Genomic DNA, 16,077 nt, shown 5'->3' on the forward strand with positions numbered 1-16,077 from the left:
CTGGCCTCGACCCCCTCGAAGGCCCGCTGCGTGCGGGCCTTCGAGCGTTTGCGTGATCCCGCCCCCACCTCGTCGCGCCCGCCGTGACGAACGGTGACGAGCCGTCGCGCCGTGATCCGCCGGTGACCCCAGCGTCCCTGACCGTCCGAGGGGCAGCACCCCAAGCTGGTGTTCGAGACGGGGCGACGACGCCCACCCCCAACACGAAGACCAGACGACGCGAGACAACGAATGGCCACCAAACTCGGACGCAAGCAACTCCCCTCCGGCTACTCCCCCAAGGACTTCAAGTACGCGGGCCGACCCGCCCGCGACCAGGGAGACTTCGACGCCGGGGTCGGCATCGCCGACATGGCCTCCGTCAACCAGTTCGAGAACCGCAACAGCTCGAAGTACTACCACGCGGGCGTGCTCCAGGCCCGGGGCAAGTGGTTCGTCTACACCGAGTGGGGGCGCATCAGCGGCGGCAAGAGCTGGCCGGGGACCTACCCCAAGTCCGGCATGGACTTCATGTTCACGCGCTGCGACGACGAGGACGAGGCGCGGTCCGTGTTCCGCAAGCAGTGCCGGTCCAAGAACGTGTCGCGGCTGACCCAGCAGACCGTCGGCGCCAAGGTCATCTGGACCGCCAAGGTCGACAGCAAGGGCAAGGCCAAGGACGCCTACATCGTCCAGTCCCTGGCGACCCGCGAGCGCGGCCTGCCCGACGCCTACGCCATCAAGGACGACGCCGGGCTGAGCCCCGCGCAGAAACAGGCCGCCAAGAAGAAGAGCGCGGCCCAAAAGAAGACGGCGAAGAAGGCCAGCAAGCGCAAGGCCAAGCCGGCCAAGAACTACCAGCCCCAGGTCGTCCAGCTCGCCCGCGATCTCGTCGGCGGCACCCAGGAGTACGCCCGCTCGGCCTCGGCCGCGACCGGCATCGTCCCGACCATGAAGTCCATCGAGGAGGTCCGCGACGAGCTCCTGCCCGCGGCCCTCGAGCGCATCGCCGCGCTGACCAAAAAGCACCCCCAGCGCAAGCGCGAGTCCCAGACCAAGTGGGAGACCCGCCTGCTCGACGCCCAGCTCGAGGATGACCAGCTCATCGCCCTGTCCAAGCTCGTCGCCGCCCTCGTGCCCCGGGTCATCCCGCGCAACGGCAACGCGCGCAGCCGGGCCGTGGCCACGATCTTGTCCTCGGCCAACGTGCTGTCGATCCAAAACGACCTCGACGCCTTCGCCAGCTCCCTCGAGAACGAGGACTTCAGCGTGGACCCCAAGTCCAAGAAGGACCAGGACGCCATCGACCCCGACAAGCTGCTCAACGCCGAGCTGACCTGGATCGACCCCAAGTCGACCAAGGGCAAGTGGATCGCCGCGACCTACCGCTCGATGTCCAACAACCGCCACGGCTACATGAAGGGCAAGCTGGTCATCGAGAACATCTTCGAGGTCCGCCGCGACGACCGGGACCAGCGCTTCGTCGAGGCCGTCGAGGCCGTCGCCAAGAGCCGCACGCGCGCGAAGATCAAGGACTACGCCCGGCTCCAGCCCAACAAGCGCAGCGACCTGGCCGACCTGGGGCCGCACGCCAAGAAGGCCAACGTGTTCCTCGGCATCCACGGCACCCGGGCCGTGAACATCCACCCCATCCTCGGCTCCAACCTCCGCCTGCCCCGCTCGCTCCCGGGCGCGCAGATCACCGGCGCCGCCTTCGGCCACGGCATCTACTTCGCCACGGACTGGCGCAAGTCCTACGGCTACACCGGCCACGGCAACAGCTATTGGTGCAAGGGCGGCAGCATCCGCGACCGCGGCTTCTTCATGTTCCTGTGCGACGTCGTCATGGGCGACGCGTTCATGGCCCGGGGCTGCGGCTCGTGGTCGAGCCCGCCCAAGGGCAAGGACAGCGTCGCGGCCTACGACACCTACGTGTCGAGCCTGGCCAACGACGAGCACATCATCTTCAACCCCAACTACCAGCGCATCCGCTACGTCGTCGAGGGCAACCTCCGGTGAGCCCCGTGCACACGCCGCCCCACGCCCCGAGCTTCTCCAACCACCGCAGGACCGCCATGACCACCGCAGCCGCAGCCCAGACCCCCTCCCCCATCGCCAACGACCGCACCTGGCAAGACGCCGTGTGCACGATGATCGACCTCAAGACCAGCACCGACACGCCCTTTTCTTCGGGCGAGCTGGCCAAGGCCCTGCGCGACGATCGGCCCGACTTTCGCTTCGCGGTCGCCGAGCTCGGCGAGTTCGTCAAGGACCTGTTCCACGCCGGCTCGATCGACTTCTACGGCCCCCACGGGCGGGTCAGCCCCGCGGCCCAGGTGCCCCGGCGGACCACCGGCCGCAGCCGCACCCCGGTGAACACGGAGGTGTTCGTCTACGCGCCCACGCTCAGCGCCGGCAACGGCCACGACTTCGAGGTCGACATCCCGCGCCCCGGGTTCACGCCCACGGCCCTCGAGCGCCAGCGCTTCGCCGCCGCCGCCGCCCAGGCCAACGCGGAGATGGTCGCCAGCGTCCACGGCGACGGGCGCCTGTGCGTGCCCCGGCGCGCCTTCGAGGAGCTCTCCCACGCCACCGGCGAGGCGATCCGCGGCGGCGACCAGGTCTACCTCCAGGTCTCCGACAACCACGACGCGCTGCACCTCTACCTGTCGATGCGCCCGGGCTGCACCGCCCACAACTTGTCCCCCGACCGCGGTCGGGTGCGCTTCTCGGCGCCGGCCGGCGTGCGCAGCTTCTCGGGCGGAGCTCGCCACACCATCGAGGTGGAGGGCGACCGCTTGACCGTTCGCCTGTGAGTCGACCCCGGGGCCCGTGCCTCGTTCGTGACCGTGCCGGTGTGGCGCGGGCTTGCTAAGCTCGCGCCATACCGAGCTTGCCATGACCACCGACAGCGCCCGCGTCACCCTCAGCACCCTCTTGGCCCTCACCGCGCTGGCGCTCGCCCCCGCCTGCGCCGACGATCGCGGGGACGACGAGGTCGGCGAGGCGGGCACAGAGTCCGAGTCCGAATCGGAGTCCGAGTCTGGTGAGACGGGCACGGAGACCAGCACCGAGACGGGAACCGAGACCGACGCCGGCACCGAGACCGACGCCGGCACCGAGACTGACGCCGGCGAGACCGAGACCGAGACCGAGACCGAGACCGGCGCCGGCGAGACCGAGACCGGCACCTCCACCGGCGCCACCGAGGACGAGTGCCTCGACGGCGAGCTGCCCTTCGCCGGCTCGCTGTGCGGCCCCGAGCCCACGCCCTGCGCCATCGCCGAGGAGACCCAGCTCGACGCGCCCTCGTTCCGCAACGGCGCCCCCGCCATCGCCCTGGGCGGGGACTGCCAGCCCCACGTCCTGTTCAGCCGCGCCGTCGGGGAGTACACCGGGCACTACGCCACGGACGACGGCATGGGCTGGACCGTCGAAGACACGCCCATGCCCATGGCCCAGGGCGGCCTGGTCGTCGAGCCCGCGAGCCAGCAGCCCACGGCGCTCATCGACGACGGCGGCTTCGGCCTGTCGATCTGGAGCCGCGACGGCAGCTGGTCCGAGCTCGAGAGCATCCCCGGCCAGCACCACTTCAACCACGGCCTGGCCCGCGACACCGGCGGCCTGATCCACGCCGGCTACCGCACCGCGGACGAGCAGGCGCGCTACGGCGTGTGGGACGGGCAGAGCTTCATCCCCGGGGAGGCCACGGGCCCCGCCGGCCCCCACGTCGCCCTCGCCGTCACCGACGGCGCGCCGTGGCTGGCCGCGTGGGGCACGGACTCGGGGTGGCAGGTCGTCGCCCAGCAGCCCGGGGGCCTCGTCGAGGTCGCGGCCGACTACGGCTCCGGCGCCCTCGAGAACAGCGCCCTCGCCCTCGCCCTCAGCCAGGGCCGCCCGCACATCCTGCACACCCAGTCCACCGACGAGGGCGAGCGCCTCGCCTACTCGAGCTCGCCCAGCGCGAACGTGTGGGGCGTCCTCCCCCTGGCCGCCAACGAGGGCTCCGACCACTGCGCCCTCTTCCAGCCCGACGGCCCCGACCTCGAGTGCGCCTACGACTACGTCACCCACCACCCCATCGCGATCGCGGCGAGCGAGAGCGGCGAGGTCCGCATGTTCTGGACCCGCATCCACCACACCGGCACCTACGTGTCCGAGTGCGCCATGATGGGCCTGCCCTTTTGCGACTGGCAACTCCTCGAAGACACCTCCACGGGCGCGCTGTGGGTCGCCTGGGCCGTCGACGCGGGCGTCGAGGGCTACGAGAGCGCCGAGCTCGGGCCGAGCTTCGCCTACGCGGGCACCGTCGCCGTGGACGCGGCCGGGCGCGTGCACCTGGCCGTCTACGACCGCCCCCCGACGGCCACGGGCTCGACCACCCGCTACATCCGGGTGGCCCCGTGAGCTCGAGGCTCGCCCACGCCCTCAGCCTCGCCCTCGCGTGCTCGGCCTGCACCGCGGCCGAGCCGAGCCCCGCCCTCGCCCCCGAGCCCCAAGCCTCGAGCCCGGCCCGGCCCAGCCCCGAGTCGAGCGCCTTCCAGACCGAGTTCGACGCCGAGCTGAAGGCCTCGCCCCACTCCATGCTGACCGCCGTGTCCGGGACCTACCTGCGCCCCGGCGAGGGCCTGGGCCTGAGCCTCGCCCCGGGCGGTGAGGGCTGGCTCGAGGACGCCGAAAAGGCGCCCTGGGCCCGCTTCGAGGCCACCGAAGACGGCATGCTCGTGACCATCGGCGAGCGTCCGCAGCAGCGCTTCGAGGCCCACGCGATCCTCGAAGTCCACGAGCCCGAGGGCCTCGAGGACATCACCCCGACCTTCTCCGGGCGCTGGCACTTCGAGCTCTCGACCCAGGGCGGACGCTGGCGCGTGCTCGTCCACGACCGCGACGCCCCGGCCCACCTCGAGTTTATCGGCATCGACTGGTACCCCGTGGACGCGGCCTACGTCGCCGACGCGCGCTTCGAGCCCGCGCCCAGCCGCGAGCCCCAGCAGCTGCAGACCTCCCGGGGCGAGGCCAAGACCCTCTACACCGCCGGGACCCTGCGCTTTCGCCTGCCCGAGCTCACCGGCGACGAGGCCCTCGAGCTCGTCGCCTTTGGCTACGCCCCCGAGCCCCCCGCGCCCGGGGAGCTCGAGCCCGTGCTGATCCCCTTTCGCGACGGGACCACGGGCAGCACCAGCTACGCGGCCGGCCGCTACCTCGAGCTCGAGCTGGGCGCCGAGGCCCACGATCTGCGCCTCGACTTCAACCGCGCGACCAATCCGCTGTGTGCCTATAGCGAGCACTACAACTGTCCTTTTCCGCCGAAGGTCAACAAGCTCGAGGTCGCAATCCCGGCTGGTGCGATGACCCCCGCGAAGCACTAGCTGGCTAGCTAGCAAGCGACTCGCTAGATAGGGCGCAATCGCGCCATGGGTCGTGAGTGAGGCGAAGTGGAGACGTCGATGAAACACGGCGACGGCGACGACGGGCATCGCGTGCCGACTCTTTGGTCTGCCGCGCAGGCCGGCCCCAAAACGGGTTCTAGCGAGAAGTCGAGCCGCACGATCTGAAGAAGTGTCGAGGCGAAGAAAACGGATCCAAAAAACCAACAACAAATCTTGAGCACATTTAATCTGTGTAGTTCTCTCGTTTTAATGTTATGCGGCCTGTGACATCAACAGGCCCCCATGTTTGACTCAGCTACCGACACTGTGCGGTCGTCGAGCATTGATCCCGTGGAGAAGTATGTCGACTTCTTCAACGATCTCTGTGCGCCCGACCAGATCTTCGAAGCATTCCGGGACCAGGTTCGGGAGAAGTCGCCGGCCCGCGCCAAGGTCATCGGCGCCCTCTGGTATCACCTCTCCGAAGCCATCGTCGACGTCCTATGCGTCGCCCTGGCCAAGCTGGAGACCCCCCAGATCCGACACCTGGTGGCGCAGACGGTCTACGAAGAACTCGGCGAGGCCAGCCCGGACCAGATCCACACCGACCTGCTGCGCCAGATGCTGCGGGTGGCCGATGTCACAGATGTCGACATTCTCCGCTACAGCGGTCACAAAGGCATCAACGCGGCAATCGACGGACTCATGGGCCGGCTCCACGCCTGCCAGTCCGACGCCGAGGTTTGCGGGCTCCTGCTCGGCATGGAGCTGATCGCCTACCAAAACGTCGACAATGTCATCGACTACCTGAGCTACGACTCAGAGATCGGCACTGCAGTATCAGACACCCCCTGGGCGCGCCTGCATCACCAGCTCGAGGAGGGCCACATTCGCCGGGCCGTCAGCATCTTCGTGGACCACGTGACCGCGCTCCACGACCAGCGGCAGTTCACGAAGAGCTTCATGGCCACGATGCGCTTTTGGGACGAGTTTTGGTCGACCATCGCGGCCGAGGCCACCGGCCGGCCCCTCGCTGTTTCCACGGAATAACGCACCCCATGGACATTGGTATTCGAGACCGGGTTGCGCTGGTCTGCGGCGCGAGCCGTGGTTTCGGCCGGGCCATCGCCACCAGCTTGGCGCGCGAAGGGGCCAAGCTGGTCATCTGCGCCCGGACGCCGGGGCCCTTGAACGACACCGCCGAAGCCCTGCGCAGCCTCGGCGCCGAGGTCCTCGCCGTGCCTGCGGACTTGGGCCGGGCGGAAGATCTGCAGCAACTCGTGGACGCGGTTCGCGAAGCCCACGACCGCCTGGAGATCCTGATCACGAACACCGCCCACCCCAAAATGGGGAACTTCGAGGCCCTCGACGAGGCCGACTGGCGCGCGGGCTTCGAGGAGCTGTTCCTGCCGACGCTGCGCCTGCTCGAGCTCTCGCTGCCGATCATGCGCGCGCAGGGCTGGGGCCGGGTGGTCAACATCTCGACCTCGGCGGTGCGCATCCCCAGCTCGACCTACCTGCTGTCCGGCGTGTTCCGGACGGCCCTCGCCTCGCTCAGCAAGTCCCTGGCCAACGAGTACGGGCCCCACGGCGTGTTGATCAACACCGTCTGCCCCGGGCTCTACCGCACGCCCCTGGGCGAGTCGCTGCTGGCCAGCGCGGCCGAGCGCCGCGGGGTCACCCTCGCCGAGGCCGAGGCCGACTACGCCAAGGACACCGCCCTGCGCCGCATCGGCGAGCCCGAGCAGCTCGGAGACTTCGTCGCCAGCTTGTGCGGGCGCCCTGGGGCTCACATCACCGGGCAGCTGCTCACCGTCGACGGCGGCAAGACCCCGAGCCTGTTTTGACACGATGGACACGCCGACGCCCCCGCCCAAGCCCGCGCACCCGCTGAGCGCCGAGCAGCTCGCCGCCTTCGAGCGCGACGGCGTGGTGATCGTGCGCGGCCTGTTCTCGCCGGACGAGCTCGAGGTCTTGCGCGCGACCTGTGACCCGGCCCGCGACCTGAGCGAGCTGCAGACCGAGGTCCGCGACGGGGCGCGCACCTACAAGGTGGCGATCTGGACCCGGCTCGACGAGAGCCTGTTCGGCAAGCTCCCGCGCACGCCTCGGGTGGTCCGGGCCGCCGAGGCCCTGCTCGGGGAGCCCGTCTACCACTGGCACTCCAAGCTGCTGCGCAAGCTCCCCGGCGACGGGGGCGTGGGCATCCACCAGGACTACGCGACCTGGTACGAGGACGGCTGCCTCGGGCCGCAGATGCTGACCTGCACCGTGGCGATCCATCGCAACGACCGGGCCAACGGCTGCGTGGCCTTCGTGCCCGGCTCGCACAAGCTCGCCCGCATCCACCGGGTCCGCCTGGGCGAGACCAGCGACACCCACGGGCCCGAGCCCGCGCGCGTGGCCGAGATCCTGCGTCGGCGCGGTCAGATCCACGGCGAGCTCGAGCCCGGCGACGCGCTCTTTTTCCACTGCATGACCCTGCACGCGTCGGGGCCCAACCTGTCCGCGACCCCGCGCAGCGTCGTCCACCTCAGCTACAACGCCGTCTCCAACCAGCCCATCCCGCGCCCTGGCCAGGCCCACCACCGCTACCGGCCGCTCGCGCTCGTCGCCGACGACTACCTGCGCGCGCGGGACTACAGCGCGGTCTACGAGGCCGACACCTTCCACGCCCGGGAGACCGAGGACGACCCCGCGGCGGGCATCTTCTACCGCCAGCGCGACCAGGACGTCGACGCGCACGGGTGAGAGCATGAGCGCGATCGTCCAGCGATACCGGGCGCGCTTCGCCGACCACGAGGCCCTCGCCGAGCGCGCCCGAGCCAGCTTGCCCGGCGGGGTGAGCAGCGACAGCCGGCGCCTCGCGCCCTTCCCGCTGACCATGGTCCGGGCCGAGGGCCCGCGCAAGTGGGACGCCGCGGGGCGCCCCTTCGTGGATCTGTGGTGCGGCCACGGAGCCCTGCTGTTTGGCCACGCCGCCCCCGAGCTCGTCGAGGCCGTGGCCGGCCAGGTCGCTCGGGGCACGCACTTTGGGGCCTGCCAGCTCGCGACCACCGAGTGGGCCGAGCGCATCCTCGCGGCCTTCCCCAGCGCCGAGCGGGTGCGCTTCACCGCCTCGGGCACCGAGGCCGTGCACCTCGCCGTCCGCCTGGCCCGGGCGCACACCGGCCGGAGCAAGGTGCTGCGCTTCGTCGGGCACTACCACGGCTGGCTGGGCGAGCTGGGCCCCGCGGCCCTCGAGCTCCCCGCCCCCGGGCTCGCCTTCGATCCGGCCCTGGCCCTCGAGCGCGCCCAGGTCCTCGTGTGCGCCCACGACCTCGACGCCGTCGCCCAGGCCTTCGAGCGCGAGCCCGACATCGCCGCGGTCGTGCTCGAGCCCACGGGGCCGTGCTCGGGGGTCGTCCCCCTCTCGGCCGCCTTCGTCCGCGGGCTCCGAAGCCTGACGCGGCGCCGCGGCGCGGCGCTGATCTTCGACGAGATCGTCACCGGCTTTCGCGTGGGCCCTGGGGGCGCCCAGGCCCTGCTCGAGGTCGAGCCCGACCTCACGACCCTCGCCAAGATCACCTGCGGCGGCCTCCCGGGCGGCGCCGTCGCGGGCACCCGCGCGCTGATGGACCAGCTCGACGGCTCCATCCCCCACCTCGGCACCTTCTCGGGCAACCCGCTGTCCGCCGCCGCGGGCCTGGCCTGCCTGCGCCGCATCGCCGCCGACCGACCCCACGCCGGCCTGGCCGACACCGGCAGGCGCCTGCGCGCCCGGCTCAACGCGCTGTTCGACGCCCGCGGCCTCGACTGGCTGGTCTACGGCGAGGGCTCTTGCCTCAAGCTGCTCATGGGCCACGGCCAGCCCGGCGCCGCCGGTCGGCTCGACGCCGCCGCCCTCGAGCCCGCGACCTTGCTGCGCCGCGTCCACGGCCCGACCTGGAGACGGCTGCGCCTGGCCCTGCTGCTCGAGGGGGTCGACATGTCCCCGAGCAGCTTCGTGTCCACCGCCCACGGCCCGGCCGAGCTCGACACCGTCGCCGCCGCCTTCGAAGCCGCCCTCGACGCCCTCGAGCGCGAGGGCGCCCTGTCCCCGACTGCGAGACCCGCCCATGCCCGCGACCTTTGACCTCCCCCTCGACGCGCTGCCCGACTACGCCGGGACCAACCCGCGCCCCGCCGACTTCGACGCCTACTGGGAGCGCGGCCTGGCCGAAATGCGCAGCGTCGACGCCCAGGTCAGCCTCGAGGCCGCCGCCTTTCAGGTGCCCTTCGCCCGCTGCGAGCACCTGCGCTTCACCGGCGTCGGGGGCTCAAGGGTGCACGCCAAGCTCCTGCGCCCGATCAACCCAAGCGCGAAGGGCCCAGGCCCGGCCCTGCTGCGCTTTCACCCCTACGCCAAGAGCAGCGGCGACTGGAGCGAGCACCTGCACTACGTCGCCCTGGGCTTCACCGTCGCCGCCCTCGACGTGCGCGGCCAGGGCGGGCTGTCCGAGGACCTCTCGCCGATCCGCGGCAACACCCTGCGCGGGCACATCGTGCGCGGCCTGTCCGACGACCCCGAGCGCCTGTTCTACCGCCAGGTGTTCCTGGACACCGCCCAGCTCGCCGGCATCGTCATGAAGCTCGACGAGGTCGACCAGGACCGCGTCGCCGTGACCGGCATGAGCCAGGGCGGCGGGCTGGCCCTGGCCTGCGCCGCGCTCACGCCCCGGGTCCGCCTCGCCGCCCCGGTCGCGCCTTTTTTGTCGGACTACAAGCGGGTCTGGACCATCGATCTGGCCCGCGACGGCTACGCCCAGCTGCAGGAGTACTTCCGCCGCTTCGACCCCCTGCACGAGCGCGAGGACGAGGTGTTCACCAAGCTCGGCTACATCGACGTCCAGCACCTGTGCTCGCGCATCCGCGCCAAGGTGATGCTGAGCGTGGGCTTGATGGACACGGTCTGCCCGCCGTCGACCCAGTTCGCCGCCTACAACAAGATCACCGCGCCCAAGTCGACGCTGATCTACCCGGACTTTGGCCACGAGATCCCGCCCGGCAACGAGGACCGCGTGCTCGGCTTCGTGCGCACGCTGTGCGCGGACGCCTGAGCGAAGGAGAGGAGCTCCGCCGTGCCCCGCCCCGTCGTCGCCATCTTGGACTTCGAGCCCGGCAAGCACTTCGCCGTCGCCGACGTCGAGGCTGCGGTCTTGGGCTCCGAGGTCGAGCTGCGCCTGCTCCGGGCCCGGGCCAGCGCCGCGGTCCTGCCGGCCCTCGCCGACGCCGACGCGATCATCGTGTGGAGCCGCTTCGAGCTCGACGCCGACGCCCTCGCTACGCTCGAGCGCTGCCGGGGCATCGTGTGCGCGTCCGTGGGCTACGAGCACGTCGACCTCGAGGCCGCCCGCGCTCGGGGCATCCCCGTGTGCAACGTGCCCGACTACGGCACCGAGGAGGTGGCCGACCACGCGACGGCCCTGCTCCTGGGCCTGGCGCGCAAGCTCGCCGTGCTCGACCGCAGCGTCCGCGAGGGTCAGTGGGACTGGCAGCTCGGCGGGATGCCGACGCGCCTGCGCGGGCAGAGCCTGGGCGTCGTCGGCTTTGGGCGGATCGGGGCGGCCTTCACCCGCCGGGCCCAGGCCTTCGGGCTCGAGCCCGCGTTCTTCGATCCGCACGTCCCCAGCGGCGTCGAGAAGGTCCTCGGCGTGCGCCGCTGCGAGAGCCTCGACGAGCTCCTCGAGGGCGCCCAGGTCCTGTCGATCCACGCCTCGGCCAACCCGGCCAACCGCGGCCTCATCGGCGCCGAGGCCCTCGCCAAGCTGCCCCGGGGCGCCCTGCTGATCAACACCGCGCGCGGGAGCCTGGTCGACACCCAGGCCGTCGTCGACGCCCTCGCCAGCGGCCAGCTCGGCGGCGCCGGCCTCGACGTGCTCGCCGAAGAGCCCGCCCCCGAGCTCCACCCCGGCCTGCTCGCCTCGCCCAAGGTCCTGCTCACGCCCCACGCCGCGTGGGCCTCGGCCCAGAGCTTCGCCGAGAACCGGCGCAAGGCCGCGCGCAAGGCCGCCCTGCTGCTCCAGGGTCGGCCCGTCCGCGACCGCGTCGACGCCCCCTTCGCCCTCCCCGTCCCCGTCCCCGTCTCACCATGAACACCGCCCAACGCCTCCTCGCCATCCGCGAGCGCCTCCACGCCGCCTGCCTCGCCGCCGAGCGGGACCCCAGCCAGGTCCACCTCGTCGCCGTGTCCAAGACCTTCCCCGCCGAAGCCCTCGACCCGGCCTACGAGCTCGGGCAGCGCCACTTCGGAGAGAACTACGCCCAGGAGCTGCGCGACAAGGCCGAGCGCTTCGAGGGCCTCGGCGTCACCGACCTCAGCTGGCACTTCATCGGTCGGCTGCAGAGCAACAAGATCAAGCACATCGCCCCGCGCGCGCGCTACGTGCACGCCGTCGAAAAGCGCAGCCACGCCGAGGCCCTGGCCAAGCACGCGACGGGCCCCCTGAGCATCTTCTTGTCCGTGAACATCGGCGAGGAGGCGTCCAAGGGCGGGGTCCTGCCGACCGAGGTCCTGGCCCGCGCCGAGGAGCTCGACGCCGTCGAGGGCCTCGACCTGTGCGGGCTGATGTGCATGCCGCCGCGCTGCGAGGACCCCGAGGACGCCGCGCCCTACTTCGCCCGCATGGCCGAGCTGGCCGAGGCCGGCCGGGCCCACGGCCTGCAGCTGCGCGAGCTGTCCATGGGCATGAGCCACGACTTCCACGTCGCCGTGCGCTACGGCGCGACCTTTGTCCGGGTCGGCAGCGCCATCTTCGGCAAGCGCAGCTGAGCCCCTTTCTCAGACCTCCCCGGAGCCGCCATGACCACCCTCGAGCTGCCCCTCCAGTCCACCATCACCCACCGCTTCCGCGCCCTCGAGCTCCCCGAGGCGCTGTTCCAGACCATCGTCGACCAGGCGCGCTGGGTCACCACCCCGACCTTCAAAAAGCGCGGGCGCATGGCCCTTTTCACCCTCGACGAGCCGATCTCGCCCACGGGCCGCCCGGACATCCGCCTGCGCGCGGTGAAGATGAAGGGCGTCGGCGCCTACAACCCGCCGGCCCCGGGCAGCCGCTTCCGCGACAAGCTGCTCGACGACTACAGCGACGAGCCCGTCCCGCCCACGACCCTGCCGCTGACCAGCTTCGTCACCTACCCCCACTTCGGCATCGACCGCGAGGGCGAGTTCATGTTCGCCTACAGCGCCCTGGCGCCCGTGGGCGGCATCCTCCACAGCCGCGCGCTGCTCGAGTACCGCAACGCCGAGACCCTGCTGCGCCACGACGTCCCCTGCATCGTGCCCATGGCCGTGCTCGAGTACGGCGAGCCGCTGCGCTTCGAGGGCAAGGTCATGGGCGCCGCGCTCAGCCTGATGCCGGAGTCGACGATCTTCCGGCTGTCGACGATCCAGTTCGGCGACGCCGTGCACTACGGCACCAACCCGGCCGCCGACGCCTACTACGACCGCGTCCGGACCCGCCTCGAGATCGAGGGCGACCCCGCCGACGAGCGCACCCGCCTGGCCACCTTGACCCCGCTGATGCGCAAGATCGGCGTGCTGACCCGGCGCTTTAGCCTCGCGGGGCTGTTCCGCTACTCCCCCGAGCTGTCCAACTACGAGTTCGACTTCGACCGCGGCCTGCCCGTGCTCACCGACCTCGACTCGACCCTCGAGCTCGACAGCCTCCCGCCGCCGCTGCGCACCCTCCAGGCCCTGCGCGACCTGGCCTCGGTCACCTACCGCGCGATGGCCAAGTTCGCCACGCCCTCGGTGCTCGGCGCCTACAGCTTCGACCGCCTGCTCGAGCACGACCCGCTGTGCGCCCTGCTCGGCGGCTACTTCCCCGAGCTCCCCGAGGCCGGGCTGCGCGAGCTGACGGGCGGCTTTTGGTCCGCCTTCGCGCCCCACTTCTTCCTGCTCAACAAGCACCGCGACGCCATCGTCCACGAGTGGGACGCCGAGCGTCGGCGCAGCTACAAGCTCGACCACGACCTCTTCTACATCCTGGCCATGGTCAAGCTGTTCCCGCTGTTCCGCGAGTCCGAGGTGTTCGCCCGCTACCCCTCGACGCTCACCGTCGACGCGCTCCACGGCATGGCCGAGCGCTTCCTCGGCGAGCGCTACGCCTACCTCACCCACCTGTGCGCCCCCAGGGCCCGAACCTGAGCCCGAGCCTGAGACCGACCATGTCCACCACCGACGCGACCTTCCCCGAAGTCCCCGACCAGCCCGCGCTCTACGACTGGCTCTACGAGCACACCGACAAGGACGTCGAGATGTACCGGGCGCTGACCCGCCCCCACGCCCGGGTGCTCGAGTGCGCCGTGGGCACGGGGCGCCTGGCCATCCCCATCGCCGAGCAGGGCACGGCCGTCCACGGCCTCGACTACTCCGCCGGCATGCTCGACCTGTTCCGGACCAAGCTCCAGGGCGAGCCCGAGGCCGTCCGCGAGCGCATCACCCTGACCCAGGGCGACATGCGGGACTTCGACCTCGGCGAGCGCTTCCCCTTCGTGTTCATCCCCTTCGGCAGCTTCGTCTACCTGCTGACCCTCGACGACCAGATCGCCTGCTTTGGCGCCCTGCTGCGCCACCTCGAGCCCGGCGGCACCCTGGTCCTCGACGTCCCGACCTGGGAGGAGGCCGTCGACGAGTCGTGGCTGATGAACGACGAGCGGGTCATGAAGATCCGCCAGGGTCGCGACCCCAAGACCAACAAGATGACCGAGATGTGGACGACCAACCGCTTCGACGCGTCGACCCAGCTCATGACCCAGGACCGCCACTACCGCATCTACGCCGCCGACGGCAGCCTCGAGCGCGAGCAGGTGGTCGTGTGGCGCAGCCGCTTCTTCTTCCTGGGCGAGCTCGAGCTCCTCGCCCGCATGCACGGCCTCGAGATCACCGACACCTACGGCGACTTCGAGTTCGGCCCCTACACCCACCGCAGCGAGGTCGCCGTCGTCGTCATGCGCCGGCGCCCAGAGGCCTGAGCCATGGAAATCTTCGAGCAAATCTCCGCGCAATTTTCCTCCCCCATCGCCCAGTTCGCCGCCGCCGCTGGCGTGGGCGCGGTCCTGGGCCTGTTCGCCGCGGCCGTGCTCAAGCTGATCGAGAGCCGCAGCAGCCGCCCGGTGGTTCAAGAGATCGCCAAGCGCACGCGCTCCCTCGCCTTCGTCATCGGCATCATCGTCGGGCTGCGCTTTGGCCTGAACGCCTTCGAGATCGAGGAGGCGACCCTCGCCCAGCTCCAAAACGGCTTCACCCTGGCGATCTTCCTGCTCGCCACCTGGGCCGCCAACCTGATCTACGACAGCTTCCACGAGGCGATCCTCGTCCCCTGGGGCCAGCGCAAGGACAACTCGACCCTCATCCAGGTCGGGCAGACCATCGCCCACGTGCTGCTGTGGCTGCTCGGCGGAATCAGCGGGCTCAACAGCACCGGCTACGACGTGACCTCCGTGCTCGCCGGCCTCGGCATCGGCGGCCTCGCCTTCGCCCTCGCCGCCCAGGACACCGTCGCCAACATCTTCGGCGGCGTCGTGGTCCTGACCCAGAGCCCCTTCCGCGTCGGCGACAAGATCGAGGTCAACGGGATCACCGGCTGGGTCAACAGCATCGGGATCCGCTCGACGGTCATCGACACCTGGAAGGGCTACAAGGTGACCATGCCCAACAAGGTGTTCACCGACTCCCACGTGATCAACATCGACACGCGGACCGAGTACTGGGAGAACATGCAGCTCAAGCTGCGCCACGACGCCACCACCGAGCAGATCCAAACGACCACCGAGATGATCTACGCGATCATCGCCGACAACGAGAACCTGTTCAGCAAGGCCTGGGTCGGCGTGTGCAACATCGGCGAGGGCTTCGTCGAGATCGAGGTCTGGTACGGGACCTTGGTGTGGAAGCCCGAAGAGAGCGAGAAGTACTTCAACTTCTACGCCAAGCAGCTCGGGGTCAAACACGACTTCCACATGTCCGTGCTGCGCGGGCTCGAGGCCGCCGGTATCCCTCTTGCGACCCCGATCCAGGGCATCTTCCTGCACGAGCAGCGCTCGACCGCGGGGAGCCGGTTCTAGACCCATGGCCGAGCAAGACACCCCCTCGCTGGAATGGACGGGCATGGACGAGCAAGCCCTCGACCGCCACTACGCGGACTGGGCCGCCCGCTACGACGCGGACCTGCGCGAGGGCGCCGGCTACCGCGTGCCCGAGGTCGCCGTCGAGCTGCTCGCGGCGCGCTGCCCCGCCACGGACGCGACCATCCTCGACGCGGGCGCGGGCACGGGCATCGTCGGCGAGTTCCTCCACGGCGAGGGCTACCGGGCCGTCCACGGCCTCGACATGTCGCCGGCCATGCTCGCCCAGGCCGAGGCCAAGGGGGTCTACGCCAGCCTCCGGCAGGCCACCCTCGGCGAGCCCCTGGACCTGGCCACGGACCGCTTCGACGCGGTCGTCGCCGTGGGCCTGTTCGGGCCGACCCACGCCCCGGCCCACGCCTTCGACGAGCTGATCCGGGTCACCCGCCCCGGCGGCCACATCGTGTTCACCATGCGCACCGACGAGGTCCAACCCAACAACGCCTTCGGCCTGCGCGTCGCCGACTCCACGCGCTGGCGCCTGGTCGACCAACGTGGGCCCTTCATCGGCTTCGCGCGGGGCCGCGCGGACCTGCGCTTTTGGGCCTGGGCCTTCGAGGTCCCCGGCCGCTGAGCCCAGGCC

Annotated in this window: 15 protein-coding genes; all 15 read left to right on the plus strand. The window is 70.8% G+C overall.

Annotation, left to right across the window (positions count from 1 at the left end; translation table 11 throughout):
- Window positions 1-231: 231 nt before the first annotated feature.
- Window positions 232-1,998, plus strand: a complete 1,767-nt coding sequence (locus PPSIR1_RS04515; RefSeq protein WP_006969807.1) for a hypothetical protein — start codon at window positions 232-234, stop codon at window positions 1,996-1,998.
- Between the two features lie 5 nt (window positions 1,999-2,003).
- The gene (locus tag PPSIR1_RS04520) at window positions 2,004-2,795 is read left to right on the plus strand and encodes a hypothetical protein (RefSeq protein WP_157595190.1); all 792 of its coding nucleotides are present in this window, start codon (window positions 2,004-2,006) and stop codon (window positions 2,793-2,795) included.
- A gap of 82 nt (window positions 2,796-2,877) precedes the next feature.
- Window positions 2,878-4,386 (plus strand): hypothetical protein, encoded by a 1,509-nt coding sequence (locus PPSIR1_RS41815; protein WP_006969809.1) that lies wholly within the window; start codon window positions 2,878-2,880, stop codon window positions 4,384-4,386.
- Window positions 4,383-5,348, plus strand: coding sequence for a DUF1684 domain-containing protein (locus tag PPSIR1_RS41820; RefSeq protein WP_006969810.1), 966 nt, complete (start codon window positions 4,383-4,385; stop codon window positions 5,346-5,348). Before PPSIR1_RS41815 ends, PPSIR1_RS41820 begins: the two co-directional genes overlap by 4 nt.
- Before the next feature lie 351 nt (window positions 5,349-5,699).
- Complete coding sequence (locus PPSIR1_RS04535; protein WP_045115367.1) at window positions 5,700-6,398, plus strand: iron-containing redox enzyme family protein; 699 nt, start codon at window positions 5,700-5,702, stop codon at window positions 6,396-6,398.
- Window positions 6,399-6,406: 8 nt separating this feature from the next.
- Window positions 6,407-7,195 (plus strand): SDR family oxidoreductase, encoded by a 789-nt coding sequence (locus tag PPSIR1_RS04540; RefSeq protein WP_045115368.1) that lies wholly within the window; start codon window positions 6,407-6,409, stop codon window positions 7,193-7,195.
- A gap of 4 nt (window positions 7,196-7,199) precedes the next feature.
- Window positions 7,200-8,099, plus strand: a complete 900-nt coding sequence (locus tag PPSIR1_RS04545) for a phytanoyl-CoA dioxygenase family protein (protein ID WP_006969813.1) — start codon at window positions 7,200-7,202, stop codon at window positions 8,097-8,099.
- A gap of 4 nt (window positions 8,100-8,103) precedes the next feature.
- Window positions 8,104-9,462, plus strand: coding sequence for an aspartate aminotransferase family protein (locus PPSIR1_RS04550; protein ID WP_006969814.1), 1,359 nt, complete (start codon window positions 8,104-8,106; stop codon window positions 9,460-9,462).
- Window positions 9,446-10,426, plus strand: a complete 981-nt coding sequence (locus tag PPSIR1_RS04555) for an acetylxylan esterase (protein WP_006969815.1) — start codon at window positions 9,446-9,448, stop codon at window positions 10,424-10,426. Before PPSIR1_RS04550 ends, PPSIR1_RS04555 begins: the two co-directional genes overlap by 17 nt.
- Window positions 10,427-10,447: 21 nt before the next feature.
- Window positions 10,448-11,461 carry a C-terminal binding protein gene (locus PPSIR1_RS04560; RefSeq protein WP_006969816.1) on the plus strand — a complete coding sequence of 338 codons (1,014 nt, stop codon included), beginning with the start codon at window positions 10,448-10,450 and terminating at the stop codon, window positions 11,459-11,461.
- Window positions 11,458-12,138, plus strand: coding sequence for a YggS family pyridoxal phosphate-dependent enzyme (locus PPSIR1_RS04565; RefSeq protein WP_006969817.1), 681 nt, complete (start codon window positions 11,458-11,460; stop codon window positions 12,136-12,138). The genes PPSIR1_RS04560 and PPSIR1_RS04565 overlap by 4 nt, the downstream gene beginning before the upstream one ends.
- A gap of 30 nt (window positions 12,139-12,168) precedes the next feature.
- Window positions 12,169-13,515, plus strand: a complete 1,347-nt coding sequence (locus PPSIR1_RS04570) for a hypothetical protein (protein WP_006969818.1) — start codon at window positions 12,169-12,171, stop codon at window positions 13,513-13,515.
- 20 nt (window positions 13,516-13,535) lie between these two features.
- Window positions 13,536-14,342: a class I SAM-dependent methyltransferase gene (locus PPSIR1_RS04575; RefSeq protein ID WP_045115391.1), complete on the plus strand. Its 807-nt coding sequence runs from the start codon at window positions 13,536-13,538 to the stop codon at window positions 14,340-14,342.
- A gap of 3 nt (window positions 14,343-14,345) precedes the next feature.
- A complete protein-coding gene (locus tag PPSIR1_RS41825) occupies window positions 14,346-15,434 on the plus strand; it encodes a mechanosensitive ion channel family protein (RefSeq protein WP_006969820.1) in 1,089 nt (362 codons plus the stop codon).
- A 43-nt stretch (window positions 15,435-15,477) separates the two neighbouring features.
- Window positions 15,478-16,068 carry a class I SAM-dependent DNA methyltransferase gene (locus PPSIR1_RS04585; protein WP_045115393.1) on the plus strand — a complete coding sequence of 197 codons (591 nt, stop codon included), beginning with the start codon at window positions 15,478-15,480 and terminating at the stop codon, window positions 16,066-16,068.
- Window positions 16,069-16,077 lie beyond the last annotated feature (9 nt).

It is taken from the genome of Plesiocystis pacifica SIR-1 (assembly GCF_000170895.1).
Classification (GTDB): domain Bacteria; phylum Myxococcota_A; class Polyangia; order Nannocystales; family Nannocystaceae; genus Plesiocystis; species Plesiocystis pacifica.